This is a genomic window from Kribbella deserti (assembly GCF_042434725.1).
GTDB classification, from domain to species: domain Bacteria; phylum Actinomycetota; class Actinomycetes; order Propionibacteriales; family Kribbellaceae; genus Kribbella; species Kribbella deserti.
The window spans coordinates 70,085-94,683 of sequence record NZ_JBHLTC010000001.1; the positions used below are offsets into that span (position 1 = coordinate 70,085).

A 24,599-nucleotide genomic window follows, 5' to 3' on the forward strand; every position below is an offset into this window, starting at 1 on the left:
CCACCCGGGGTGGAGGTTTCGCCTTGCCGGGTTGAGGTTTTGCGGGAAGTGCTGACTGGCGCGCGGTGCTGCTGCAACGGTGGCGGTATGTGGAGATTGCGAAGCCTCGCGGCGCCGACCGGGCCGCATCGGGTCGGTGTGACCGCCTTGCACTTGGTCGATTCCGGCCGCCGCGATCCTTGGCGGCCGGAGCTGCCGCGTGAACTGATGACGTCGATGTACTACCCAGCGCGGCACGTTCGCGACCGTCCGCTCGCGCCGCAGCTGAGCCCGGGCACGGTCGAGTGGTTCGAGCGTATCGACGTGGCCCTGCATTCGTTGCCGGTGGCAAATGTCGACTGGGCGGCGACCCGGACCCACTCGTACGCCGACGCACCCGCGCAGCCGGTACGACGGCCGGTGCTGCTCTACAGCCCGGGTGGTGCCGACCCGCGAGCCGTCGGAACCACGCTCGCGGAGGATCTGGCCAGTCGCGGCTATGTGGTGGTGACGATCGACCACCCGGGGGAGACCAGCGCGGTCGAGTTCCCCGGCGGCCGGGTTCGCCCATACGACGTACCGGGTGATCCGCGGACGGACCCGGCGATGGCGTACACGATGATGACCACGCGGTTCGCCGACATCCGGTTCGTGCTCGACCGGCTGGAGGACCTCGCTGCCGGACGGCTTGCCTCCGCGCCGCCGGGGTTGGACCGGGCGCTCGATCTGCGCCGGATCGGGATGTACGGCCACTCGGCCGGAGGTGGCACGGCCGCGCAGGCGATGTACGCCGATCGCCGGATCGACGCGGCGGTCAATCTGGAGGGCTATCTGGATCACCTCACGGGCGAGCTGTTCCCGATCGCCCGGAAAGGTACCGATCGGCCCCTGCTGCTGGTCGGTACGGACGGCTTCCGCGACGCGCGGTTCGACCGTTCGTGGGCGGCGGTGCTCGGCCACGGCGGGCCTGTTCGCCGTACCGAGGTGGTGAACGCGAACCACTGGATCTTCACCGACTACGCCTCGATGGCCCCGCAGTTGCAAGCGGCGGGCCTGATGAGCCCGGCGGCTCGGTCGGCCCTCGTCGGTCCGGTGGAGCCCTGCCGGTCCGTACCGCTGATCCGGAGGCTGGTGCTGGCCTTCTTCGATCGCCACCTCCGCCGTTGAACCGCGTGCCAGGCAGACTGTGAAGCTCGTCGACGGGGAGTGTGAACTTGCAGCGGATCGTGGTGCCGCCAGCGCTGATCGAGGTCCACAGCGACGACGAGGACGCCCGCCCGTGGCTCGACTCGTTGCCGGACCTCGTGACGACGTATCTCGAGCGCTGGGTCCTCCGCGTCACCGGGCCCGCCATGCACGGGGGAGCGTCGCTCGTACTGCCCGTCACTCGCGACGACGGTACGCACGCGATGCTGAAGCTCCAGCCGGTTACCGACGAGACCGCTGACGAGGCGGTCGCGCTCCGCCTGTGGCAGGACCTGCCGGTCGTGCGCGTGCTGGCTGACGACGCCGCGACCGGCACCATCCTGCTCGAACGGCTGGACGCCTCCCGCCCGCTGTCGGCGCTTCCCGACGAGCCGACGGCGACGACCATCCTGGCGGGACTGGTTCGCGAGCTGACCCAACTGCAGGCTCCGCCGGGCATGCGCCGCCTCGGAGATATCGCCGGCGAGATGGTCGAGGTGGCCCCGGACGTCGCGGGTGAGCTGGATGATCCGACTGACGGCGCGCGCGTACGGCGATGGGCTGACGCTGTCGCGGAGCTGGTCGCCGAACCGGGGGATCGGTTGCTGCACTGGGACCTGCACTACGACAACGTGCTGGCCTCGGTCGATCGTGAACCTTGGGTGGTGATCGATCCCAAGCCACTCGCGGGTGATCCGGCGTTCGAGCTGCTTCCGGCACTGACGAATCGCCGCGACGACTTGTTCGCCACGGGAGATCCGGCGAGCGCGATCCGGCGCCGGTTCGACCTCCTGCTCGACGTGACAGGTATCGACCGCGCACGCGCCCTCGGTTGGACCCAGGCCCGGCTGCTGCAGAACGCGTTGTGGGACATCGAGGACGAGGAAACGGCGTTGGACCCGCATCAGCTGCTCGTCGCGGACGCGCTCGGGGTGTGAGACAACCTTTCCGGCCGGTGAAGGACTGGTAGCAGTTGACGGGTTCCGGCTGGAGGGGTGCATGGACGAATCGACCGGCTTGTGTGGGCGAACGGCGACGTACGGCCCACGATGGTTCTGGCGGCGACTGCGACGTACGAGCAGATAAACGGGCCCGTACGCAGCTGCCCGACCTGTGAGCCGCTAGAGGTGACTGGAGCGCGGCGGACGACTATGACGGTTCAGAGCGTCCATGGGCCGGTGACAGTGCCAGCGTGGCGATTCAGTCTTCGGAACACCGAGGCCGAGTTGGTGCGCTCGGCGATTCCGCCACCGACTGTCACGCCCTTGGCGTCCGACCCGGGCCGGTCCAACCCGCAGCTCTACCTTTATCTCGCGCGGGTAGGAGCCGACGGCCGGACCGTAACGGTCGAATTCGACGGTTGGCCAGGCGCAGGTAGCGAGCCGTGCGGAGCGGACTACACGGCCCAGGCCGTCGAGTCACCCGAGGGCGTCGTCGTCCTCGTGACAGAGGACCGAGACCCGCCCGAGGGTCTTTGCCCGGCCGTGGCCGCCCGAGGGTCTTTGCCCGGCCGTGGCCGCCCGGCGAACGGCGACAGTCGAGCTGGCGAACCCCCTCGCGGGTCGTACCATCGTGCAATTCACCCAGGGAACCCCGGTGCCGTTCAGCCCAGGCGGCTAGGCGACCTGGTGGGGGTAGGTGGCTGAGCGGTGCTGGAAGCTCAGGATGCCCGGGTTGCGGATCTGGCCGTCCTGGATCTCGATGGCCCGGCGGATCGTCTCGTCGGCCTCCCAGGCGGCACTGCCCGCGAGAACCGTCGGCAGGTAGCCGAGCAGGGCCTCGCTGATCTCCCAGGTGGCGGAGTTCCACAGGTACGACGGGGTGTGGTCGACGCCGTAGTACGTGACGTTGTTCCCGACGGTGAAGCTCGGCTCGTTGAACGAAGTCGGCCGGGCCCAGCTGAAACCCATCGCCTCGTCGCAGGAGACGTCCACGATGAGCGTGCCCGGCGCGAGCAGATCGAGGTCTTCGTCGACCAGGAACGTCAGCGGCGCGTCCGGATCCTGCAGGACGCAGTTCACGATGATGTCGTGCTCGGCGAGGAACCCGGCCAGCGGCACCCGGCCCTCGTCGGTCAGCGCGTGGCTGCGGCGCGGGTCCAGCACGTCGTCGCTCTCGTCGTCGTGATCGAACTGCACCATCCGGGCCGAGTGGATCGGCGAGCTGACGGCTGTGACACCCCGTGCGGTCAGTACGTCGACGTCGTGAATGCCATGCGCGGTCAAGGCGGTCACCGCGCCACGGGCGGTCGCGCCGAAGCCGATCACCACCGCGCGCAGGCGGCGCCCGTACACCCCGGTCGAGCCGATCGTCTCCAGCGCGTGCAGCACGCTGCAGTAGCCGGCCAGCTCGTTGTTCTTGTGGAACACGTGCAGGTTGAACCGGCCGTCGGCGGCCCAGTGGTTCATCGCCTCGAACGCGATCAACGTCAGCTTGCGATCGATCGCCTGCTGCGTGAGCTTGTCGTCCTGCACGCAGTGCGGCCAGCCCCACAGCACCTGGCCGTCGCGCAGTTCGGCGAGGTCCTCGGTCTGCGGTTTCGGCAGCAGCACGACATCGCACTGGGCGATCAGTTGCTCGCGGCTGCGAATACCGCCGACGGACTCGGCCAGGTGAGCGTCGGAGAGGCCGAAGCGCTCGCCGTAGCCTTGCTCCAGGAAGATGCGGGACCTGAGATCGGCCTCGATCCGGTCGAAATGCATCGGGTGAATCGGAAGCCGGTGTTCGTTCTCTTTGCGAGAACGCGCCATGACTCCGAGGGTGAGCTGGTCCACAAGGGGCCCCTTAAGTTACCCCCTGTCTAGCACACCACCCCCAATCCAGCCTGGGGATCAGGTTTTCCCGGCGGTCCTCATCGATGTGATCATCGACCATGGACAGTGGGCGGCACCGGCGCAGAGTGCCGGGCGACGCCGACGGGCCGCTGTTCGAGCGGTGGGTGCTCAGCCTCGGCGTCGGGCAATGGTCCACGCTGGACCTGGTGATCACGCTGGGGTGTCTGGCCTTGTTCTCAGGCGTTGCCGCCGGCTACCTGTACGACGACTGGGCGCTCAATCAGCGAGCCCAAATCGTCCAGGCCCAAGTGGTTCGCACCTTTTACGACGACGCTGAGCCGGCGGTCGAAGCCGAACTGCTCTCCCCGCATCGCGGCGTGCCTGTCTCGGTCGAGCCGATCGAATCGCGTCCAGCCGTTGGCGACGTGATCGAGTTGCTGGTGGATCCACGCAAACCGACGCGAGTGCGCGATCCGAAATCCGGCCATTGGAATGCCCTGCACTTCATCGGCGTCGCCTGCGCTCCCGTAGGCGCCGCCATCTGGTGGGCCCGCTGGAACCGATGGCGCCGACGCCCTCGCCCGCGTAACCGCCGTTAGGCCGGGCTTGCCGGCGGATGGCGGAACAAGTCGAGGGCGTGTTCGACGACGGCCTTGGGTTGGTCGTCGACGAGGAAGTGGCCGGCATCGGCGACGTGCTCGATGGTGAGGTCGTCGACGTGTGGCTCGTGGCCGTGGATGAACTCGGCGCGCACGATCGGATCGTCCGCGCCGAGCAGGACGCGGGTGCGCGTGGTCAGCCGGGTGTCGGGCGTACCGCGCATCATGCGCATCGACGTCGGCAGGATGAACGACCGGTACAGCGCGGAACCGGCGTGAGCCCGGGCGGGATCACGGAACTGCCCGGCGAACAGCTCCACATCCTCCGGCATCCACCCGCTCCGGCCACCGGTCGCGGAATTGGTCAGCAGGAAGCGGGCCAGGCTGGTCCGCCGCAGGGCCCAGGGACCGAGCAGCGGTACCGGCAGCACGAAGTCGAACCACAGTCGCCACATCACCTTCACCAGCGCCGGGTCGAACGAGATGTACGGCGGCGGCACACTCAGACACAGGTGGGTTCGAACGCGTTCGGGCTTGCTCAGACAGAGCTGGAACGCGACCAGGCTGCCCCAGTCGTGCCCGATCACGTGCACCCGATCAACGTCGAGTACGTCGAGCAGTGCGACGACATCAGAGACGAACTGGTCGCTGGTGTATCCCGTCGGCGGTGCGCCGGTCCAGCCGAAGCCGCGAAGGTCGGGGCAGATCACGCGGTAGTGCCCGGCCAGCTCCGGAATCACCTCGCGCCACTCCCACCAGTGCTGGGGGAATCCATGCAGCAAGAGCACGGTCTCGCCCGCGCCTGCCTCGGCCACGTGCATGCGCAGCCCGGGCAACTCGATGAAGTGATGCTGTACGCCATCCATAGCGGGTAGATCGAAACCGGTCATCGCGGGCTCCTTGGCCGTGGTACAGCCGAAGGTACTACGTTCGTAGTGTGTTGTCACTAGGTTCGTAGTGCGGACGGTTAGGGTGAGCTAGTGACCTCAACCAAGTTGCGGGCCCTCGACGCCGGCATCGAACTCCTCGGCACCGAAGGCCTCCGGGCGCTGACGCACGGGCGCATCGACGAGCGGGCCGCCATCCCCAAGGGCTCGACCTCGAACTACTTCCGCACCCGGGCCGCGTTGCTCACCGGCGTCGCCGAGCGCATCGCGAACCGGGAGCTGGGCGGCGTCAGCGCGGCTGTGGAACCGGCGAGTCCGGACGAGTTCGTCGACGCGCTGGCCGGGTTGATCGAGTTCAACACCGGGCCGCAGCGCATCGTCACCGCCGCGCGGCTGGTGCTCTTCCTGGAGGCGAATCACAACGAGGAAGTACGCGCGATCATCAACGTGGGCCGAGGCGCGATGGAGGCCTCCGTCGTACTCACCTTCGCGCGTTTCGGCGCGAAGGACCCGCACGCGGCGGCTACGGCCTTGATGGCCTGTTGCGAAGGCATCATCCTCCACCGCATTGCCCGCCACGACACCACAGACCCGCGGCCCGCATTGGCCCTAGCGGTTCGAGCCGCCCTCTGACTCCGCCTTGCCTGCAAGGGGTTTAAAGGCCAGGCGATACTGCTGAGGGCTGCCCCAGTGATCGCCCTCTGGTGCTTCGCAGGCGGGCCAGGGCCTCACGCGCCGTACGAGTCCACTGGCGGAGCGCGGGCGGTCGATCGCCTACAACCGGCGCATCGGGTAGAGCGGACTGCGCCTGGCTACAAACGGCGTCGACCGCCGAACTGGGAATGAACATCTCCATCACTCGTTTCGGTAGGCAAGTCATTCGTCCAGGTGATCTCGCAAGGCGTTGAGCTGCTGGTCCCAGTCCCGCGCCATGGCGGCCAGGAACTGCTGAGCCACCTGCATCGGGGCGGAGCGAAGCCGGTACCGCACCCGGCGCCGCTCGCCCGGTTCGGCTGTCACCAGACCGGCGTCCGTCAGCAGGGTGAGGTGTTTCGCGATCGCCTGTCGCGTGATCGGCAGCCGGTCGGCCAGGTCCGTGGCCGTGGCGGGACCTCGCGCGGCCAGTTCGGCCAGGATGCCGCGCCGGCTGGGATCGGCCAGCGCGACAAAAACCTGTTCCGCGACGGCCTCGACGTCAGGCTGCATCGAGGTACTCGACCAGTTCGTTGAGCTCGCGCACCCAGCCGTCGGAATTGCCGCCGTGCGCCTCGCCGAAGACCTCGGCCGGGACCTGCGCGAATCCCGTCTCGACCACGCTGAGCCGGGTCCCGTTGGCGACGGGCTCGAGTGTGAACTCGACGTACGTCCGTCGCGGATCGTCATCCGGCAGCCCGGTGATCGGCCAAGTGAACCCGAACGCAGACGGCTCCTCGACTCGTTCCACCCGCAGTTCGATCTCGTTGTCGTCCCACGACAGCCGCCCGGCGCCACCCGGCCGTAAGTCGATCGACGCCTTCTGGCCGAACCACGTGCCGAGCCCTTCCGGCGAGGTGATCGCCGCCCAAACCTTCGCGGGCGGATGCGCCAGCTCCAACGTCCGCTCAATGCGATCCGGAAATCCCATGCCAACCTCCATAAGTAGCAACCGTTCAGTTGCTACTCAATCTATGGCAACCCTTGGGTTGCGTCAAGCCTGGAGTTGATCGGCAGACCGTCCGGGTTGTTGACCGCTGGGCGTACGAGTGGATGCGCCACCACGACGAGTACCAGCGCTGACCCCTGCCCGACTAGTCCCGCCGGCCCTTCAGTCGGCGGCTGATCGCGCGCTCGGTCTCGCGGGTCGCCTCGCGCTCGGCGAGCGCCTGCCGCTTGTCCCAGGTCTTCTTGCCGCGGGCCAGCGCGATCTCGACCTTCGCGTATCCGTCCTTGAAATACAGCGCCATCGGTACGACGGTCAGCCCACTCTCGTTGACCTTGCGCTCGATCTTGTCGATCTGCGGGCGGTGCAGCAACAGCTTCCGCTTACGGCGGGAGCCGTCGTTGAACCACCGGGCCTGCGAGTACTGCGGGATGTGTACGCCGTGCAGCCAGATCTCCCGGTTCTCGACGATGGCGAAGCCGCCGACCAGGGACGCCCGTCCGGCACGGAGCGCCTTCACCTCCTCGCCCTGCAGCACGATCCCGGCCTCCCAGGACTCGCCCAGGTCGTAGTCGTGAGCAGCCTTGCGGTTGCGCGCGATCACGGGCTCGGCCTCGGGCTTCTTCATACGCCAATTCTGCCCCGCCCCACAGGTCGCCGTCCGCTCGTCGCTGTCACCCGCCAGCCACCGACGAGCCCCAGCGATCGCCGGCCATCCCTGTCGGCACCTGATCAGCTGCAAGGCGGTCCCAGTAGAGGACAAAATCTGGCCTCTACTTGGTCCAGGATGGTGGTCATGACGACGACGAAGCAGTTCCCCGGTGGCAAGGCAGCGGTGACGCCCTACGTGGTGGTGAAGGGGGCGGCCCGGTTCCTGGAGTTCGTCGAAGAGACGTTCGAGGTAAAGCGGTCTTTCGACGTGCCCAACGAGGACGGCACCATCGGGCACGCCGAGATCACGGTGGACGGCTCGGTGTTGATGGCGTTCGACGCGCAGCCGGACTGGCCGGACACCCCGGCGTTCCTCAGCGTGTTCGTGGACGACGTGGATGCGGTCCTTGCGCGGGCGCTGGCGGCCGGGGCGACGGTGGTGACAGAGATGATGGAGTCCCGTGTCAGCGGCGACCGGGGCTGCCGCGTCAAGGATCCGGTCGGCAACATCTGGTGGCTGCAGACACCGTTACACGAAGTCGACCCAAGTGAGCTGGAAGACGTGTTCAACGACCCGGAGGAGCTGGCCAAGTTGAAGGTGGCGGTGGACACGCTCGAGGACGAAATGCGCAGCCGAATCAAGCGCTGAAGCGGAGGAACTGACCGGGCCGGCGCGCCCACGGCTGCGCCGGCCCCGGCTCGGTCCAGCCGGGAGAACCCGAAATCGGCGCGCCCGGCAGGATTCGAACCTGCGACCAACGGATTAGAAGTCCGACGCTCTATCCAGCTGAGCTACGGGCGCCTGGTCGCCGGACTGGCCCGGTGACCCGCTCAGAGTCTCTCAGATCGAGGGCCCGTTGTGCTCGCCAACCTCCCGGTTGTGACGGGTGGTGTTGGCGGTGACGGGCGTTCCATCCGCATAACGCCTGGTGGCGGTCGGGGCGCTCGGGCCCGGTCATGACTAGGCTTCGGCCATGAGTTACCCCTCAGGTATCCCGACGGGGGCTTCGCCCGAGCCTCCGATGTCGGGCGGTCCGGCCTATCCGCCGGGCAGCCCGTACCCACAGCCGAACGTGCTCGGGGATCATCCCGTGCCCGGAACACAGCGCAACCGAAGTGTGCTGATCGCCATTCTCATCGTGGTGGTGATGGCGGTGGCGGGGCTGGCGATCTTCTGGAAGGTCCTGTCCTCGACGGGCTCCAGCGGGTTCGCCTGGGGTCTGCTCTTCGCGTTCTTGCCGGTGCCGATCCTGGTACTGCTCTATCTGTGGCTGGATCGCTACGAACCGGAGCCGGCCAAATACGTACTGTTCGCACTCGCCTGGGGTGCGTTCGTGGCGACCCTGCTGGCCATCTGGATCAACACCGAGGCGGGCAAGTTGCTGGGGGAGAGCGCCGCGGGCGGTTCGCGGGCCGCGGTGTTCGTGGCTCCACCGGTGGAGGAGTTCGCCAAAGGCGCTGTGATCGTCTTGATCGCGCTGATCCGGCGCAAGGAGTTCGACGGCATCATCGACGGCCTGGTCTACGCGGGCATGGTCGGCATCGGCTTCGCCTTCACCGAGAACATCCTCTACTACGGCCGCATCTACCGAGCCCTCGCCGAGGAAGGCGGTAGCGACGCCGGACTCCAGGGCGCGTTCACGTTGTTCCTGTTACGCGGGCTGATGTCGCCGTTCGCGCATCCACTCTTCACGTCGTTCACCGCGATAGGTATCGGCATCGCCGTACGTCATCGCCACACCGCGGTGCGCTACCTGGCCCCGGTTGTCGGTTACCTGGCGGCCGTCTTCGCTCACGCGCTGTGGAACGGTGTCGCGAGCTGGGCCGGCGCCGCTGGGTTCTTCGGGATCTACCTGGTGCTGATGGTGCCGATCTTTGTCGGCCTGGTCATCTTCGCGCTGGTGATGCGCTCGCGGGAGTCGCAGATGATCGCGTCCCGGTTGTACGACTATGTGAGGTTCGGCTGGTTGACCGCGCCCGAGGTGCCACTGATCGCGACGCTGCGCGGCCGCAAGGCGCTGCGCCAGAACGCGAAGCGGCACGGGGGGCAGGCCATCGTCGCGGCCAAGGCTTTCCAGCACACCGCGACCGAGCTGGCCTACTTGCGCGACAAGATCGTTCGCCAGGTGATCGGGCCCGAGGCCCTGCCGGCGGAGAAGAAGTTGCTGGACGAACTGAGGGCCCGGCGCCCGAGTGTTCCCTTCCCGCCGATGCCAGCGTTCGGCCCGCCCCAGCCCGCGATGGGACTGCCACCCGGTCAGCCTGGTTACTCACCGGGACCCGCTGGCTACCAGGGACCGCCGGGAGGGTACGGTCCGTATCCTCCTTCGCAGTTCCCACCGTCGCAGTGACCCCGCCCGCCCAAGCAATCACGGGATCAAGATGACTTTGCTTCTGCGCTGTCCGACCGGGCACTCTGTGCTCGTGGGTGGACGCTGTGCCTGACAACACGTCAGCATCGTCTGGCGCCGGTCCGGAGCGCTCGGAAGAGCAAGCTCCGGCCGCGAACCAGCCTGCCCAGGACCAGCCCAAGAGCAAACTCCTGCGCAAGCTCCGCCGCACGGCCAAGCAGTCCACCGCCGTCCCAACCGACGACAAGCCCGCCAGTACGCCGCCCCCGCCTGCCCCCGAGGAGGCGGCTGCTGCCAGTACGGCGTCCAGCGCGACCCCAGACCAGGCACCAGCCAGTACGTCGCCCGAGGCGGCCGAGAGCGCTCAGAGCGGCGAGGGTGTTCCCACGGCCGGTGGCGAGGCTGTTCCGGTAAAGGGCACGGAGGCTCCTGCAGCTGACAAGGGGACTGCCGTGGCTGGCAAGACCCCGAAGGGCGTGGAGGTCCCGTCAGCCGACACGGTTGTTGCCGCTGGCAAGGAAGCCGCCGAGGACGAGACGACCGAGCAAGCGGCACCGACCGTCGTACCAGCCGCTGGGAGCGAGAACGCCAGCGCAGATGACACGGCCGCGGGTGCTGAGAGCGGGGCGGATGCTGAGGCAGGTGGGGCGGGCGGCGAGCCGGTTGAGGACGAGTTCGACGACGGTCTGCCCGACAACTACATGGACATGATCATCGGCCTGCCGAAGCCGGTCGAGTCCGCGAAGGAGTCAGAGGACGACGCGGACGGCGAGCTGGACGAGGCGACTCTCGCCGAGCAACTTCCGCCGAACTACGACGACATCATCATCGGCCTGCCGACGCCGAAGGCCGATCCCGGCGACTCGATCGTTGACAAGGATGCGGAGACGGTTGAGGCGGCGATTACGCGCGCCGTCGAGGCCAACGCGCGGGCTGAGGCTCATGCTGGGAACGTGAACAGCCCTGCTGTACCCGTGCCCGCTGAAGGCGGCGACGGCGCCAACGGTTCTGCCAGGCCCGACGGTGGCAAGACGCCGGAAGGCCAGCAGAACGCGAGGGCGACGTCGGAGGCCCCGAAGTCGGTCGCGGCTAAGGCGGATGACGCGAGGACGGTCGCCGCGAAGGCGGACGCCAGCGAAGCCGCGGCACGTGCCGCAGCCGCCAAGAAGGCAGCCACCGTGGCAGCGGCCGGCAATACCGACTCGTCAGACGCCAACAACCCCGCAGCGGTCGTGAACAGCGCCGACGCAGCGGACGGCGATGCCGCAGCGGCAGACGCAAAGGCCGCCGACGCGAAGGCCGATCAGCCGAAGACGACCGACGTGAAGCCCGGCGCGGCGGCTGCGAAGCCTGGCGTAGGTAAGGCCGAGGACGCAGGCAAGGAGACCGCTAAGGCCTCGCCCGCCAATACCGCGTCCGATGCCGCGGCGAACGATGCCAAGGGCGCCAGCAAGACCGACGGCGGCGACAAGGCCGAAGGCGACACGGGGATCGAAGGCGTCGAGGCCGCCGACGGTGCTGGGGATGGCGCGGCGAAGGCGGGGAAGAAGGCGGAGCAGAGTCCGGCTGAGCAGGTTGCGATGGCGTTGATCGCGGCGCTGATGCGGCTTCGTGAGGCTCTTGCCAGTAGCCGCCTGCCGATCGACGTGGTGGGCGCGGATGAGGCGCGGCAGCAGCAGAAGTCGATGCTCGACCAGCTTGACGACTACGTACTGCCACGGCTGGTTCAGCTCGAGGCTCCGGTCCTGGCCGTTGTCGGTGGTTCGACCGGCGCGGGCAAGTCCACCCTGGTCAACACCCTCGTCGGCCGGGTGGTCAGCGAACCCGGGGTATTGCGGCCGACCACCCGTTCGCCCGTGCTCGTGCACAACCCGGCCGATACCGACTGGTTCACCGGCGACCGGGTGCTGCCTGGTCTGGCCCGGTCCAGCGGCGACGCTCCGGGCGGTACCGAGGACGCTGGCGTGCTCCGGCTGGTTGCCGCCGACACCATTCCGCAGGGCCTCGCGATCCTGGACGCGCCGGACATCGATTCGGTCGTCGAGGCCAACCGCGAACTGGCCGCGCAGTTGCTGGCCGCGGCGGACCTCTGGCTGTTCGTGACCACTGCCGCGCGCTATGCGGACGCCGTACCGTGGGACTTCCTGAAGGACGCGGCGGAGCGCAGTACGGCGATCGCGGTCGTGCTGGACCGGGTGCCGCCCGGCTCCGTCGAGGACATCAGCGGCCACCTCGCGCACATGCTGCTCGAACGCGGCCTGGGCGATTCGCCGATGTTCGCGATCGCCGAATCCGAGGTCAGCGACGGCGGCCTGCTCACGCCCGAGGTGGTTGCCCCGGTCAAGGAGTGGCTGGGCGAACTCGCCGAGGACGCAGGCGCCCGCGCGGCCGTCGTACGCCGGACTCTGCAGGGCGCGGTGACGGCGATGACCAAGAAGACGCCGGCCTTCGCGCAGGCCGTGCAGGCCCAGGCCGACACGGTGACGGAACTGCGCGCCGCGGCCGAGACGGCGTACGTGCGAGCCGTGAAGGACATCAGCAAGGCCACTCAGGACGGCTCGATGCTGCGCGGCGAGGTGCTCGCACGCTGGCAGGAGTTCGTCGGCACGGGTGAACTGCTCAAGGGCCTGCAGACCAACGTCGGGCGCTTCCGCGACAAGATGCGCTCCGCGATCAGCGGGAAGGCCATGCCGGTCCGAGACGTCACTGACGCGGTCGAGTCCGGGCTGGAGTCGCTGCTGCGTGAGCACGCGGAGGCCGCCGCAGAGCGCGCAGAGGAGTCCTGGCAGTCGACGGTCGCCGGGCGCCAGTTGCTCGATGCGGGCGATCGAGATCTCGGACGGGCCTCCCGCGAGTTCAATGCCGAGGCCGGCCGAATGGTCCGGGACTGGCAGGGCTATGTGCTGGAGCTGGTGCGCAAGGAAGGCGCCGACAAGCGTTCTACCGCCCGGGTCCTCGCGTACGGCGTGAATGGCCTGGGCATCGCCCTGATGATCGTGATCTTCGCCAGTACCGCAGGCATTCCGACCGGCGCCGAGGTCGGTGTGGGCGCTGGTACCGCCGCTGTCGGCCAGAAGGTGCTGGAGGCCGTGTTCGGCGATCAGGCCGTTCGGACCCTGGCAACGAAGGCCCGTCGCGATCTGGACAGTAGGGTTCGATCGCTGATGGATGCAGAGCTGTCCCGCTACTTGACGGTGCTCGACCAGCATCCGGTCGATCCCGACGCCCCAAGACGACTGACGGAGGCCGCGCGCGCGGTGGAGGACTGCACGTGACGGGAATTGTGGAGGCGGTGAAGGGCCTGGTGAGGGGCTCTGCCGACGTCCTGACCAAAATCGAGGCACTGCAAGAGGCAGCGGCGGCAGGCCGGGGACGGCTTGACCCGGTCGTCTTGTCGGAGGCGGCGCAGATCGTGGACAGAGCCGGGCAACGGCTCAAGATGTCCGGCGAACTCACAGTGGTTGCTCTGGCCGGTGCTACCGGTTCGGGCAAGTCGTCGCTGTTCAACGCGATCACCGAGCTAGACCTCGCTGCAGTCGGCGTACGGCGTCCTACGACGTCTATGCCGCTTGCGTGCGTCTGGGGCGATGAGCCGGCTGGGGAACTCCTCAACTGGCTGGGAATCCCCAGGCGGCATCAAGTGGCTCACCGCAGCTCACTGGAGGACCCGCGCTCGGAGGAACTCGACGGCCTGGTGCTGCTCGATCTTCCTGACCACGACTCCACCGAGATGGAGCACCGGCTGATCGTCGACCGGCTTGTCGAGCTGGTGGACGCTCTGGTGTGGGTGGTGGATCCGCAGAAGTACGCGGACGCCGCGCTGCACAACCGCTACCTCAAGCCGCTGTCGTCTCACGCGGGCGTGATGGTCTTCGTCCTGAACCACGCGGACGAGTTGACCGAGGAAGAGCGCACGACCTGCCTTTCCGACTTCACCCGGCTGCTCAAGGCCGACGGCATCAACAACCCGGTGATCGTCGCGACATCGGCGACCACCGGTGCCGGGCTCGATGAGCTGCGCACGTTGATGGTGAAGCGCGTGAAGGACAAGAAGGCGGCGCGCGAGCGGCTGGCGGCGGACGTCGAACGCGTGGCCGACCGGATGGCCGCGCAGTGCGGTGACGCAAAGACTCCGACGCTCGACAAGTCCGACTCCGAGGCTCTGGTCGGCGCCTTGGCCGAGGCCGCCGGGGTGCCGGTTGTGGTCGACGCGGTCCGCCGTTCGTACTTGCAGCGCGCGCGATCGGCGACGGGCTGGCCGGTGACGAAGTGGCTCGTCCGGTTCAAGCCCGACCCGCTGCGGCGGTTGCACCTCGACCGGGTGCCGAAGGCCCAGCGGCGGGAGTTGCGCCGTACGACGGCCGAAGAGGTCACGTTGGCGCGTACGTCGCTGCCGGCGGCCACTCCGGTGCAGCGCGCGCGGGTTGATACCGCCGTACGGAGCATCACCACGAAGGCCGCCACGGGTCTGTCCCGGCCGTGGGCGGATTCCGTTCGTTCGGCGATCCGCCGTGGCGAGGAAAGCCTGGGCGACGAGCTGGACACCGCTGTCGCGCGGACCGACCTCGGCGGCGAGCGCGTTCCGCGTTGGTGGACGGCTGCCCGGTTCGTGCAGTGGACGTTGTTCCTGGTCGCGTTGGCCGGCGGTTTGTGGCTCGGCGCTCTGGCTGGATTCGCTTACCTACAGTTGAACGATCCGCCCATGCCGGAGTGGCAGGACATCCCGCTGGCGACGTTGATGCTGCTCGGTGGCGTCGTACTCGGCCTGGTGGTCGCGGGGATGTGCCGGCTCTTCGCCGCGGTCGGCGCCAAGCGGCGCGCGTCCACGGTCGACAAGGCGCTCCGCACCGAGCTGGCCATCGTCGCCGAAAGCCATGTGATCGAACCGGCCCGCACTGAACTGCAGGCCTACTCCTCCTGCCGCGACAACCTCACCAAGGCACGCTCCTAAGGCGTTCGGGCGTCGGTCTCGATGTGCCGTGCGGGCGTCGAGGCCGTCGTGCCGGACAGGGCGACGAGTTCGTAGATCTCCAAGCTGCCCTGTTTGAAGCGTTGCGGCAGCAGCTTCCGGACGATCGGCGAAGGTTTGTCGAGGCTGGTGTCGAATACCAGCCAGCGAACGCCGTACCGCTCGCGCAGCAGTTGCAGGGCTGCCTTCGAGGGGTTCGTCCGGAACACCACGTCGTTCGCCTGCTGGAGGTCCGAGTCCCAGAAGGGGCCGAAGACCGCTCCGTGCGCGGATTCGGCCAGCGCGTTGCGGAGCAGCCCTGTCATCCCTGCCGCGACCACGGTCCAGGAGACCAGGGCAGCAGCCACCACGGCCGCAACCGAGATGTTGTTGTCGGAGAGCCCATACCGCGGTACCAGATCGTTGAACGTGCCCAGGAATCTCACCGACGTACCAGCCGTCGATCCGCCGAAGAGCACTGCCTGGGCGAAAGCCAGTACGACGAGGCTCAAGGCCGTCAGACCGGCCGAGAGCCAGTAGGGCGCTGCTGCCCAGCTTGGCTCCGTCACCCCGCAGAAGCGCGATCACGAGCCAGACGACAGGGACGGCCAGGAACATTCCCAACGCCTGAGTCGGGCTGTACATCAGGACCCCGCTGGAGAAGCCCAACTCCACCACTGCACCAGGGCCGTTCCAGCCGTAGGCGTCAAAAGTAGTTAGAGGCGGCCGCCTGGGCATGTACGAACCAGTGGTAGTAGAGCGGCTCACCGGCGACGTACGGGATTTCAGCCGGGAAGTGGTGCTTGAGCTCGCCCGCGAGCGCTAGGTGGAACGGCATGTCGACGTACTGGTACGCGGCTGCGGGGAACTTCATCGGCTCAAGGGCCAGGCCGAACCGTGTCACGACCGCCAACCCGAGAAGGCACGTTAGACCGACGCCCCACGACCACCAGCGCGGCAGGACTGGTCCCTGGCTGCGCCAGTGCGGGGCGAGCGAGGGCACCGCCACAAACGCGGCCACTACCACCATCGGCGCCGCCAGACCCGCGAGTGGAGCTCCAACCGTCCGGGCCGGTAGGTAGGCCAGGATCGACCCGATCAGGCCAAGCGCCGTACCGAAGGTGAGGTCCGCGACGAACCCGTCGAAGTTGCCGCGCGCTGCCCGCCACACGAGCGTGCCCGGCAGTGTGACGCCCAGAACGAGGTACGCCGAGTAGCGCACCACGTCCAGCACAGGCGTTCCGAACTTCACCAGCACCAACGCCGCCGCGAAGAATACGAATGCGCCGGGCACACCGCGTGACCAGTCGCGTTCGGCGTCTCCGCCGGTGTGGACGGGATGGCTGAAAAACACATTTACCGGAACTGGCCGCGGCTTGGGTCTTGCCTCTACTGAACCGGTCCAGTACATTCCTCAAAAATCGCTGAACCGGTCCAGTTAGGTCGCTGAATTACCGTGGGGCTGCGCAGCGGGTCTATCCCGCGCCCTTCGGCGTTCACGCCTGCCCGTCGTGAAATGCTGACCGAAGGATTGTGTTATGTACCTACCCAAGTGGGACCGGAAGAGCACGGTTTTTGTGGCCGGAGTGGCCGCCGCCGCACTGCTGTTCGCAGGCTGTGGCGACGCGGGTGGTGCCGCGAAGGGCAAGGCGGCCGGAGGCGAGAGCCGGATCACCGTGTTCAACGGCGCGACCGGCACGATCGCGGAGAACTTCAACCCGTTCTCGTCCACCGCGTTGCAGCCGGCCCGCGGCATCATCTACGAGCCGCTGTTCTACTACAACCTGATGTCCTCGGGTGATCCGAAACCGCTGCTGGCGACGGCCTTTGAATGGAACAAGACCGGTACCCAGCTGACCGTTACCACCCGGTCCGGGGTGAAATGGTCCGACGGCAAGCCGTTCAGCGCCGCGGATGTTGCTTTCACTTTCAATATGATCGCAAAGACCGCGAGTATCAACACCAACGGCCTGGCCGCGACCGCGAAGGCCACGGGTGCGAACACGGTGGTGCTTTCGTTCAAGAAGACCTCGTTCGTCGCCGGCCCGAGTGTGCTCGGCGACACCCCGATCGTGCCCGAGCACCTGTGGAAGTCGAAGGACCCGGCTACCGACATCAACCAGAACCCGGTCGGCACCGGCGCCTACAGCGTCGGCAGCTTCACCCCGCAGAGCTACGAGCTGAAGAAGAACCCGGCCTACTGGGAGCCGGGCAAGCCGCAGATCGACAAGGTCCGGTACATCTCGCTGGCCTCGGCCGACGCCGCCACGAGCGCCCTGCTGGCCGGTGAGGTCGACTGGATGAGTTCCTACTTCCCGGGCTTCGACGGCCTGATGAAGAGCAAGAAGGAGCTGTCGTACGTCAACACGCCCGCGCTCACGACGAGCCTCTTCGCGTGTTCCAACGCCAAGCTCGGCTGCAAGGGCCCGCAGACCGATCCCGCCGTACGACAGGCCATCTACCACGCGCTGGACCGCGAGCAGCTGAACAAGCTGGCCTTCAGCAACGTGGCCGAGCCGCCGTCGCCGACGATGCTGATCCCGGGCCGCGACGACAAGTGGATCTCGCCTGCCGTACCGGCCAAGACCGCGACCGCACCCGACACCGCGAAGGCCGAGTCGCTGCTGACCCAGGCCGGCTGGACCAAGGGCAGTGACGGTATCTACGTCAAGGACGGCCAGCGGCTCAGCCTGACCATCCAGGTGGTGACCGGCTGGAGCGACTTCATCTCCGCCATCGACGCGATGACCCAGCAGTTGCGCAAGGTGGGGATGGAGATCAAGGCCAGCCAGGTGTCGTGGAACGAGTGGAACAGCAAGGAGCTCAAGGGCACCTACCAGCTGTCGCTGAACTCGATCGGCCTCGGCCCGTCGACCGATCCGTACTTCAACTACGAGGGCAAGTACTCCTCCAAGAACACCGCCACGGTCGGCCAGAACGCCAGCTCCAACCCGTCGCGCTACGCGAACCCGGCCGTAGACGCCGCGATCGCCGCCGCCTCGCAGACCAACGATGACGCCGAGAAGAAGAAGCAGTACGCCGTCATCCAGCAGCACATCGCCCGCGACCTGCCGTACATCCCGGTAGTGATCGGCTCGACGCTGACCGAGTTCAACAACAGCCGCGCGACCGGTTGGCCCACCCAGGACAACCTCTACTCGTTCCCCGCGTCCTGGAAGTCCTGGGACAACGGGATCGTGCTGAAGACCATCACTCCGGTCAAGTAGATGCGGTACTACCTGCAGAAGGCGGGGTTCTATCTCGTCGCGTTGTGGGCGGCGCTGACGCTGAACTTCTTCCTGCCGCGGTGGATGCCGGGTAATCCGGTCGATCTGATGATCGCCAAGCTGGCCGCGAAGGGGCCGGTGTCGCCGGAGACCAGGCACAGCCTGGAACTACTGCTCGGCACCGACTCCAGCCAGCCGCTGGCCGGGCAGTACGTCGACTACCTGCGCAACATGGCGAACGGCGATTTCGGGGTGTCGGTCACGTACTTCCCGCAGAGCGTCTCCACCACGATCGCGCAGACCCTGCCGTGGACGATCGCCCTGATGGGGATCGCGACGCTGATCTCGTTCGCGATCGGCATCCTGCTCGGCCAGTTGGCGGGCTGGAAGCGCGGTTCGTGGCTGGACAACCTGATCCCGGTGACGACGATGTTCCAGGCGGTGCCGTACTTCTGGCTGGCGCTGGTCCTGCTGTACCTGCTGTCCAGCGTCACCCAGGTTTTCCCGACCAGCGGTGGGTACGACGTGTACGGCACGGTGCCGGGGTTCAACCTGCCGTTCCTGCGGAGCGCGCTGTACTACGGGACCCTGCCGGCGCTGACGATCGTGATCTCCTCGATCGCCGGGTGGATGCTCGGTATGCGCAACATGATGGTGTCCACCCTGTCGGAGGACTACATCCTCACGGCGGAGGCGAAAGGCCTCAAGCCGCGCCGGATCATGACCACGTACGCCGCGCGCAACGCCGTACTGCCGTCGCTGGCCGGGTTCGCGATCACGCTCGGCTTTGTCGTGTCGGGGTCGATCATCACCGAGCAGGTGTTCTCGTACCCCGGGATCGGCATGACGTTGATGTCGGCGGTGCAGAACAACGACTACGCCCTGATGCAAGGCGTGTTCCTGGTCATCACGATCTCGGTCCTCGGCGCGAATCTGCTGGTGGACCTGCTCTACACCCTCATCGACCCGCGCACCCGCGCCCGGGCCTGACCGGAAGGAGGTTCGCCATGGCCACACTCACTGATCCGGCCGTCGCCGTCGGGGCGGTCGGCCGGCGCCGGCGCAAGCTGCCGCGGCTGACACCGAAACTCGCCGTCGGCCTCGGCCTGTGCGGTTCGATCGCGCTGTTCGGCATCATCGGCCCGTTCCTGGTCGGTGATCCGCAACGCGTGGACAACGTCGGTCTGCAGCCGCCGGGCAACGGCTATCTGCTCGGCACCACCCAGACCGGCCAGGACGTCTTCGCGCAGCTCGCCCATGCCACCCGCGGGTCACTCGTGATCGGCCTGGTGGTCGGTTTGCTGGCCGTCGGGCTGGCGGCGTTCTTCGGCATCGTCGGCGCCTACATCGGCGGCTGGGTGGACGAGGGTTTCTCCCTGTTCAGCAACGTGATGCTGGTGTTGCCGGGATTGCCGTTGATGATCGTCATCTCCAGTTATGTGGAGAACAAGGGCATCTGGCTGGTCGCGGGTGTGCTGGCCTTGACCAGTTGGGCCGGTGGTGCCCGAGTGCTGCGGGCGGTGACGCTGAGCCTGCGCAGCCGGGACTACGTCGCTGCCTCGCGGGTCGCGGGCGAGAAGACCTGGCGCATCCTGCTGGTCGAGATCTTGCCGAACCTGGTTCCGCTGCTGGCCTCGATGTTCGTTTTCGCGGTCATCGGCGCGATTCTCGGCGAGGCCGGACTGGCCTTCATCGGCCTTGGCGCGAGTGGTTCCTGGACCTGGGGCACGATGCTGTTCTGGGCCGGTAACGGTCTCGCGCTGCGGCTCGGAGCGCTCTGGTGGTTCGTACCGCCAGGCCTGCTGATCACCGTGTTCGGCGCTGGTCTGGCGATGATCAACTTCTCCATCGACGAGATCATCAACCCCAAGCTCCGGGATCAGACCCGCCGGGCCCGGCGTCGTTGGTCGGCCTCGAAACAGCAGATCGCCGCGGCCGAGGAGGGCGTGCGATGACGGCGCCGGCGCTCAGCTCGCCACCGATGGGCAACTCCGGTACGGCGCCGGTGCTGACGATCGAGGACTTCAGCGTCGACTACCTCGGCGAAACCACCGTGCATGCGGTCAAGCACGTCGATCTCACCCTCGGCCGGGGCGAGATCCTCGGCCTGGCGGGCGAAAGCGGCTGCGGCAAGAGCACCCTCGCGTACGGCATCAACAGGCTGCTCAAACCGCCGGCCGTGATCAGCTCCGGACGGGCGGTGTTCCACTCCAGGGAGGGGTACGACATCGACCTTGGCCAGTTGCGCGGCGAAGACCTGCGGGCCTTCCGCTGGGACCGGATCTCGATGGTGTTCCAGGGCGCGATGAACTCGCTGAACCCGGTCATCTCCGTCCGGGCCCAACTCGAGGACATCTTCACCACGCACCGGCCGGAGTTGAGCCGTCGTGAACGACGCCGGCGCTGCGGCGATCTGCTCGAACGGGTCGGCGTGGACCGCGACCGGCTGCGGGCCTACCCGCACGAGTTGTCCGGGGGAATGCGCCAGCGGGTGATGATCGCGATGGCGATGGCTCTCGATCCGCAGGTGATGATCATGGACGAGCCGACCACCGCCCTGGACGTGGTGGTGCAACGCGAGATCCTGCGCGAGATCACCCGGCTGCGGGACGAACTCGGGTTCGCGGTCATCTTCATCACGCACGACTTGCCGTTGCTGCTGGAGATCAGCGACCGGATCGCGGTGATGCGGGCTGGAGAGATCGTCGAGCTTGGAGCCGCCCGGCAGGTGTACGGCGAGCCGCAGCACTCCTACACGAAACAACTCCTGGCGTCGTTCCCGAGTTTGACCGGCGCTCGGGGCGACTTCATCCGGGCGGGCCTGGATGAGCGGCTGCTGGACCTCGACCCGGTGCGCGTCACCGACGTGGACGGAGGAAACGGATGAGCACTCTGGAGGTTCGGAACCTGCAGAAGAAATACCACCTGCGAGGCGGTTGGCGCGGCCGGCAGTTGACCGCGGTCAAAGACGTCAGCTTCACGCTGGAACCGGGCAAGACCGTCGCCCTGGTCGGTCAAAGCGGCAGTGGCAAGTCCACCGTCGCCAAGTTGCTGCTGCAGCTGGAACGGCCTAGCGGCGGTGAGATCCTGCTGGACGGAGAGCCGGTACGACGGCGGGACCTCACGTCGTACCGCCAGACCGTGCAGATGGTGTTCCAGGATCCGTTCGCGTCGCTCAACCCGTACCACTCGATCGCGCATCACCTAGCCCGGCCGTTGCGGCTGCACGGCAAGGGTCGTACCGCCTCCGAGATCGAGAACGGCGTCCACCGGCTGCTGGAACGCGTACGGCTGACTCCAGCGGAGGTGGTCGCGGCCCGGCGTCCGCACGAGCTCTCCGGCGGGCAACGCCAACGGGTCGCGATCGCGCGGGCTTTGGCGCCTGAGCCGGGAATCCTGATCGCGGACGAACCGGTGTCGATGCTGGACGTTTCGATCCGCCTTGGTGTGCTGAACCTGTTGGCGGAACTGCAACGCGAGGAGAACCTGGGCGTTCTCTACATCACGCACGACCTCGCGACGGCTCGGCACTTCTCCGACGAGATCCTGGTGATGTACCAGGGGGAGATCGTCGAGCGGGGGCCGTCGGACCAGGTGATTCTGGATCCGCAGCACGAGTACACCCGACTGCTTCTCGACGCGGCGCCTAACCCGGAGGAACGGCTGGCGTCCGCCGGGTGATGTTGGAGTGATTTGACTGCTGGACAGCGTGGCCGGCGAGACCCGGCCCTCGCACTCGGCTGCACTCCCCGGCCCACGCTGTCGAAGCGAAATCCCCACTCAGCTGGTGAGGTGGCCGCACAGTACCCACCCGCGCGCGTTCCATTCCTCGATCCCCGCTCTGATCTGCGGTGCAGTTGTCAGGGGTGCGGGTCGCGTCATCCACAGGCGGAAAGATCGGCCGGCCGGATCGGGGTTTCGGGTGCATCTTCTCTGCTGTCCCCACAGCACACGATCAATGGAAGGTGGACGCCGTGAGTGAGATCTATGTGAACATCCAGGGCCGGGTCGGCAGCGATGTGGAGTACCGGCTGGCCGGGCAGGTGCCGATCGCGTCATTCCGGCTCGGATCGAATCCACGCCAGTTCGTTCGCGACAAGGGCTGGATCGACCGGCCGACGACCTGGTTCACCGTCGAGTGCTGGCGCAGCCTCGCGGAGAACGTGAAGGACTCCCTGATCAAGGGCCAGCCGGTGGTCGTGGTGGGCAAACTGAAGACCACCGAGTGGCACGACAGCGGGGGCACGCTGCGATCGAGGACCGTGCTCGACGCGTCCGCCATCGGGCACGACCTCTCCCGGGGTACGGCGGTGTTCAGCAAACGCACGAGCCACAGCACCGGGCACTCCACCTCCCTGGAGGAGGAGATGCGCGAACTGTCGGAGTACGTCGACTCACAGGCCGAGGCCAATCCCTTCCCACCGCACGGCGCCGACGACTCACTCCCCGAGGCGAGCCCTCTGCCGCACGGCACCGGCAAGGCCGACCCGGAGGAGGAGGCGACTCCCAGAGCGGCCTGATCGGGTCCAGGGTGGTGGTGGCGAGGGCTGCCGGTTGGGATGCGGCGGGTGTGAGCGCATAGTCTTCGGGGCATGGCGGAATTTATCTACACGCTTCGTAGTGTTCGGAAGGCCCACGGCGACAAGGTCGTGCTCGACAACGTCACCCTGAACTTCCTGCCCGGCGCGAAGATCGGCGTGGTCGGACCGAACGGTACGGGTAAGTCCTCGCTGCTGAAGATCATGGCCGGTCTGGACCAGGTCTCCAACGGCGAGGCGCGGCTGGCCGACGACTCGACCGTCGGGATCCTGCTGCAGGAGCCGCCGCTGACCGAGGGCAAGACCGTGCTGGAGAACGTTGAGGAGGGCGTCGGCGATACCAAGGCCAAGCTCGACCGCTTCAACGAGATCTCGGCCGAGCTGGCCGATCCGGACGCGGATTACGACACCCTGCTCGCCGAGATGGGCGATCTGCAGACGGACCTGGACCACCGCAACGCCTGGGACATCGACGCTCAGCTCGACCAGGCGATGGACGCGCTGCGCTGCCCGCCGCCGGACTCGCTGGTCGACCACCTGTCCGGTGGTGAGCGCCGCCGGGTCGCGCTGTGCAAGCTGCTGCTGCAGGCGCCCGACCTGCTGCTGCTCGACGAGCCCACCAACCACCTGGACGCCGAGTCCGTGCAGTGGCTGGAGGCGCACCTCAAGCAGTATTCCGGTGCCGTCCTGGCCATCACCCACGACCGGTACTTCCTGGACAACGTGGCCGAGTGGATTCTCGAGCTCGACCGCGGCAAGACGTATGCGTACGAGGGCAACTACTCCAAGTACCTCGAGACCAAGCAGCAGCGGCTCGTGGTCGAGGGGCGCAAGGACCAGAAGCGGCAGAAGATCCTGGAGCGCGAGCTCGAGTGGGTCCGGTCGAACGCGAAGGCCCGGCAGACCAAGAGCAAGTCCCGCCTCGCGCGGTACGAGGAGCTTGCGGCCGAGGCCGAGCGCAACCGGAAGGTGGACTTCGAAGAGATCACCATTCCGCCGGGTCCACGCCTGGGCAACACCGTGCTCGAGGCCGACGGCTTGGTCAAGGGTTTCGGTGACCGCGTCCTGATCAATGGCCTCGACTTCAGCCTGCCCCGGGCCGGCATCGTCGGCGTGGTCGGCCCGAACGGCGTCGGCAAGTCGACCCTGTTCCGGATGATCGTCGGCGAGGAGACCCCGGACAAGGGCGCGCTGAAGATCGGTGAGACCGTCCGGATCTCGTACGTCGACCAGTCGCGTGGCGGGCTGGACCCGAAGAAGACGGTCTGGCAGATGGTGTCGGACGAGCTGGACTACATCAAGGTCGCGAACTTCGAGATGCCGAGCCGGGCCTACGTGGCGTCGTTCGGCTTCAAGGGCCCGGACCAGCAGAAGCCGACCGGCGTGCTCTCCGGTGGTGAGCGCAACCGGCTGAACCTGGCCCTGACGCTGAAGATGGGCGGCAACCTGCTGCTGCTCGACGAGCCCACCAACGACCTGGACGTCGAGACCCTGCAGTCCCTCGAGGACGCGCTGCTCGAGTTCCCAGGCTGTGCCGTGGTGATCTCCCACGACCGTTGGTTCCTCGACCGGGTTTGTACGCACATTCTGGCCTGGGAGGGTACCGACGAGGACCCGTCGAACTGGTTCTGGTTCGAGGGCAACTTCGCGTCGTACGAGGCGAACAAGATCGAGCGCCTCGGCCCGGAGGCGGCTCGCCCGCACCGCGTCACGTACCGCAAGCTCACGCGCGACTAGCCGCTCCGCGCGAAGGACCCGGGTGACGTAGCCCGGGTTCTTCGCGCGTAAGACAGGCAAGCGAAAGGCCCGTTCTGGCAGCAG

At 67.4% G+C, this 24,599-nt stretch carries 22 protein-coding genes and 1 tRNA gene; 15 read left to right on the top strand and 8 right to left on the bottom strand.

The window, feature by feature from the left end; all coding sequences use genetic code 11:
- Window positions 1-87: 87 nt before the first annotated feature.
- A complete protein-coding gene (locus ACFFGN_RS00335) occupies window positions 88-1,146 on the top strand; it encodes an alpha/beta hydrolase family protein (protein ID WP_380043169.1) in 1,059 nt (352 codons plus the stop codon).
- A gap of 41 nt (window positions 1,147-1,187) precedes the next feature.
- On the top strand, window positions 1,188-2,102 hold the full coding sequence (locus tag ACFFGN_RS00340) for an aminoglycoside phosphotransferase family protein (protein ID WP_380043170.1): 915 nt from the start codon (window positions 1,188-1,190) through the stop codon (window positions 2,100-2,102).
- A gap of 678 nt (window positions 2,103-2,780) precedes the next feature.
- Here the strand turns inward: ACFFGN_RS00340 and ACFFGN_RS00345 are convergent.
- Window positions 2,781-3,914: a N(5)-(carboxyethyl)ornithine synthase gene (locus ACFFGN_RS00345; RefSeq protein WP_380043171.1), complete on the bottom strand. Its 1,134-nt coding sequence runs from the start codon at window positions 3,912-3,914 to the stop codon at window positions 2,781-2,783.
- Window positions 3,915-4,036: 122 nt separating this feature from the next.
- Between ACFFGN_RS00345 and ACFFGN_RS00350 the strand changes: the two genes are divergently transcribed.
- Window positions 4,037-4,537: a hypothetical protein gene (locus ACFFGN_RS00350; protein ID WP_380043172.1), complete on the top strand. Its 501-nt coding sequence runs from the start codon at window positions 4,037-4,039 to the stop codon at window positions 4,535-4,537.
- On the opposite strand, the gene ACFFGN_RS00355 is transcribed toward ACFFGN_RS00350, so the two are convergent.
- The gene (locus tag ACFFGN_RS00355; protein ID WP_380043173.1) at window positions 4,534-5,427 is read right to left on the bottom strand and encodes an alpha/beta fold hydrolase; all 894 of its coding nucleotides are present in this window, start codon (window positions 5,425-5,427) and stop codon (window positions 4,534-4,536) included. The genes ACFFGN_RS00350 and ACFFGN_RS00355 overlap by 4 nt on opposite strands.
- Before the next feature lie 90 nt (window positions 5,428-5,517).
- Here ACFFGN_RS00355 and ACFFGN_RS00360 point away from each other — a divergent pair, with 90 nt between their 5' ends.
- Window positions 5,518-6,057: a TetR/AcrR family transcriptional regulator gene (locus tag ACFFGN_RS00360; protein WP_380043174.1), complete on the top strand. Its 540-nt coding sequence runs from the start codon at window positions 5,518-5,520 to the stop codon at window positions 6,055-6,057.
- Between the two features lie 243 nt (window positions 6,058-6,300).
- On the opposite strand, the gene ACFFGN_RS00365 is transcribed toward ACFFGN_RS00360, so the two are convergent.
- The 3 genes from ACFFGN_RS00365 to smpB form a co-directional block, all read right to left on the bottom strand.
- Window positions 6,301-6,630 (bottom strand): metalloregulator ArsR/SmtB family transcription factor, encoded by a 330-nt coding sequence (locus ACFFGN_RS00365; RefSeq protein ID WP_380043175.1) that lies wholly within the window; start codon window positions 6,628-6,630, stop codon window positions 6,301-6,303.
- A complete protein-coding gene (locus ACFFGN_RS00370) occupies window positions 6,620-7,048 on the bottom strand; it encodes an SRPBCC domain-containing protein (protein ID WP_380043176.1) in 429 nt (142 codons plus the stop codon). The genes ACFFGN_RS00365 and ACFFGN_RS00370 overlap by 11 nt, the downstream gene beginning before the upstream one ends.
- Before the next feature lie 163 nt (window positions 7,049-7,211).
- Window positions 7,212-7,691, bottom strand: a complete 480-nt coding sequence (gene smpB, locus ACFFGN_RS00375) for an SsrA-binding protein SmpB (protein WP_380043177.1) — start codon at window positions 7,689-7,691, stop codon at window positions 7,212-7,214.
- 168 nt (window positions 7,692-7,859) lie between these two features.
- Between smpB and ACFFGN_RS00380 the strand changes: the two genes are divergently transcribed.
- Window positions 7,860-8,363, top strand: a complete 504-nt coding sequence (locus ACFFGN_RS00380) for a VOC family protein (RefSeq protein WP_380043178.1) — start codon at window positions 7,860-7,862, stop codon at window positions 8,361-8,363.
- Window positions 8,364-8,442: 79 nt separating this feature from the next.
- Here the strand turns inward: ACFFGN_RS00380 and ACFFGN_RS00385 are convergent.
- Window positions 8,443-8,516: transfer RNA gene (locus tag ACFFGN_RS00385), tRNA-Arg, on the bottom strand.
- 172 nt (window positions 8,517-8,688) lie between these two features.
- Here ACFFGN_RS00385 and ACFFGN_RS00390 point away from each other — a divergent pair.
- From ACFFGN_RS00390 to ACFFGN_RS00400, 3 genes are all read left to right on the top strand, one after another.
- Entirely contained in the window at window positions 8,689-10,065 is a 1,377-nt protein-coding gene (locus tag ACFFGN_RS00390; protein WP_380043179.1) for a PrsW family intramembrane metalloprotease, read from the top strand.
- 86 nt (window positions 10,066-10,151) lie between these two features.
- Complete coding sequence (locus ACFFGN_RS00395; protein WP_380043180.1) at window positions 10,152-13,340, top strand: GTPase family protein; 3,189 nt, start codon at window positions 10,152-10,154, stop codon at window positions 13,338-13,340.
- Window positions 13,337-15,016 (top strand): YfjP family GTPase, encoded by a 1,680-nt coding sequence (locus tag ACFFGN_RS00400; protein ID WP_380043181.1) that lies wholly within the window; start codon window positions 13,337-13,339, stop codon window positions 15,014-15,016. Before ACFFGN_RS00395 ends, ACFFGN_RS00400 begins: the two co-directional genes overlap by 4 nt.
- On the opposite strand, the gene ACFFGN_RS00405 is transcribed toward ACFFGN_RS00400, so the two are convergent.
- Window positions 15,013-15,582 (bottom strand): hypothetical protein, encoded by a 570-nt coding sequence (locus tag ACFFGN_RS00405; RefSeq protein ID WP_380043182.1) that lies wholly within the window; start codon window positions 15,580-15,582, stop codon window positions 15,013-15,015. The genes ACFFGN_RS00400 and ACFFGN_RS00405 overlap by 4 nt on opposite strands.
- Before the next feature lie 137 nt (window positions 15,583-15,719).
- Window positions 15,720-16,307, bottom strand: a complete 588-nt coding sequence (locus tag ACFFGN_RS00410) for a hypothetical protein (RefSeq protein WP_380043183.1) — start codon at window positions 16,305-16,307, stop codon at window positions 15,720-15,722.
- A 244-nt stretch (window positions 16,308-16,551) separates the two neighbouring features.
- Here ACFFGN_RS00410 and ACFFGN_RS00415 point away from each other — a divergent pair, with 244 nt between their 5' ends.
- The 7 genes from ACFFGN_RS00415 to ettA all read left to right on the top strand — a co-directional run bounded on the left by ACFFGN_RS00415 (window position 16,552) and on the right by ettA (window position 24,515).
- The gene (locus ACFFGN_RS00415; RefSeq protein ID WP_380043184.1) at window positions 16,552-18,240 is read left to right on the top strand and encodes an ABC transporter substrate-binding protein; all 1,689 of its coding nucleotides are present in this window, start codon (window positions 16,552-16,554) and stop codon (window positions 18,238-18,240) included.
- Window positions 18,241-19,230, top strand: a complete 990-nt coding sequence (locus ACFFGN_RS00420; RefSeq protein WP_380043185.1) for an ABC transporter permease — start codon at window positions 18,241-18,243, stop codon at window positions 19,228-19,230. It begins immediately after the preceding gene.
- 17 nt (window positions 19,231-19,247) lie between these two features.
- Complete coding sequence (locus ACFFGN_RS00425) at window positions 19,248-20,195, top strand: ABC transporter permease (protein WP_380043186.1); 948 nt, start codon at window positions 19,248-19,250, stop codon at window positions 20,193-20,195.
- On the top strand, window positions 20,192-21,127 hold the full coding sequence (locus ACFFGN_RS00430; protein WP_380043187.1) for an ABC transporter ATP-binding protein: 936 nt from the start codon (window positions 20,192-20,194) through the stop codon (window positions 21,125-21,127). The genes ACFFGN_RS00425 and ACFFGN_RS00430 overlap by 4 nt, the downstream gene beginning before the upstream one ends.
- On the top strand, window positions 21,124-21,921 hold the full coding sequence (locus ACFFGN_RS00435) for an ABC transporter ATP-binding protein (protein ID WP_380043188.1): 798 nt from the start codon (window positions 21,124-21,126) through the stop codon (window positions 21,919-21,921). Before ACFFGN_RS00430 ends, ACFFGN_RS00435 begins: the two co-directional genes overlap by 4 nt.
- A 293-nt stretch (window positions 21,922-22,214) precedes the next feature.
- Complete coding sequence (locus ACFFGN_RS00440) at window positions 22,215-22,760, top strand: single-stranded DNA-binding protein (protein WP_380043189.1); 546 nt, start codon at window positions 22,215-22,217, stop codon at window positions 22,758-22,760.
- A gap of 72 nt (window positions 22,761-22,832) precedes the next feature.
- A complete protein-coding gene (gene ettA, locus ACFFGN_RS00445) occupies window positions 22,833-24,515 on the top strand; it encodes an energy-dependent translational throttle protein EttA (RefSeq protein ID WP_380043190.1) in 1,683 nt (560 codons plus the stop codon).
- The last annotated feature ends 84 nt before the right edge of the window (window positions 24,516-24,599 follow it).

Excerpts from the sequence above, each read along its gene's own strand:
- ACFFGN_RS00335 (WP_380043169.1), top strand. The coding sequence starts at position 88 with ATGTGGAGATTGCGAAGCCTCGCGGCGCCGACCGGGCCGCATCGGGTC.
- ACFFGN_RS00345 (WP_380043171.1), bottom strand. The coding sequence starts at position 3,914 with ATGGCGCGTTCTCGCAAAGAGAACGAACACCGGCTTCCGATTCACCCG.
- ACFFGN_RS00350 (WP_380043172.1), top strand. The coding sequence starts at position 4,037 with ATGGACAGTGGGCGGCACCGGCGCAGAGTGCCGGGCGACGCCGACGGG.
- ACFFGN_RS00355 (WP_380043173.1), bottom strand. The coding sequence starts at position 5,427 with ATGACCGGTTTCGATCTACCCGCTATGGATGGCGTACAGCATCACTTC.
- ACFFGN_RS00365 (WP_380043175.1), bottom strand. The coding sequence starts at position 6,630 with ATGCAGCCTGACGTCGAGGCCGTCGCGGAACAGGTTTTTGTCGCGCTG.
- ACFFGN_RS00370 (WP_380043176.1), bottom strand. The coding sequence starts at position 7,048 with ATGGGATTTCCGGATCGCATTGAGCGGACGTTGGAGCTGGCGCATCCG.
- smpB (WP_380043177.1), bottom strand. The coding sequence starts at position 7,691 with ATGAAGAAGCCCGAGGCCGAGCCCGTGATCGCGCGCAACCGCAAGGCT.
- ACFFGN_RS00380 (WP_380043178.1), top strand. The coding sequence starts at position 7,860 with ATGACGACGACGAAGCAGTTCCCCGGTGGCAAGGCAGCGGTGACGCCC.
- ACFFGN_RS00390 (WP_380043179.1), top strand. The coding sequence starts at position 8,689 with ATGAGTTACCCCTCAGGTATCCCGACGGGGGCTTCGCCCGAGCCTCCG.
- ACFFGN_RS00415 (WP_380043184.1), top strand. The coding sequence starts at position 16,552 with ATGTACCTACCCAAGTGGGACCGGAAGAGCACGGTTTTTGTGGCCGGA.
- ACFFGN_RS00420 (WP_380043185.1), top strand. The coding sequence starts at position 18,241 with ATGCGGTACTACCTGCAGAAGGCGGGGTTCTATCTCGTCGCGTTGTGG.
- ACFFGN_RS00425 (WP_380043186.1), top strand. The coding sequence starts at position 19,248 with ATGGCCACACTCACTGATCCGGCCGTCGCCGTCGGGGCGGTCGGCCGG.
- ACFFGN_RS00430 (WP_380043187.1), top strand. The coding sequence starts at position 20,192 with ATGACGGCGCCGGCGCTCAGCTCGCCACCGATGGGCAACTCCGGTACG.
- ACFFGN_RS00435 (WP_380043188.1), top strand. The coding sequence starts at position 21,124 with ATGAGCACTCTGGAGGTTCGGAACCTGCAGAAGAAATACCACCTGCGA.
- ettA (WP_380043190.1), top strand. The coding sequence starts at position 22,833 with ATGGCGGAATTTATCTACACGCTTCGTAGTGTTCGGAAGGCCCACGGC.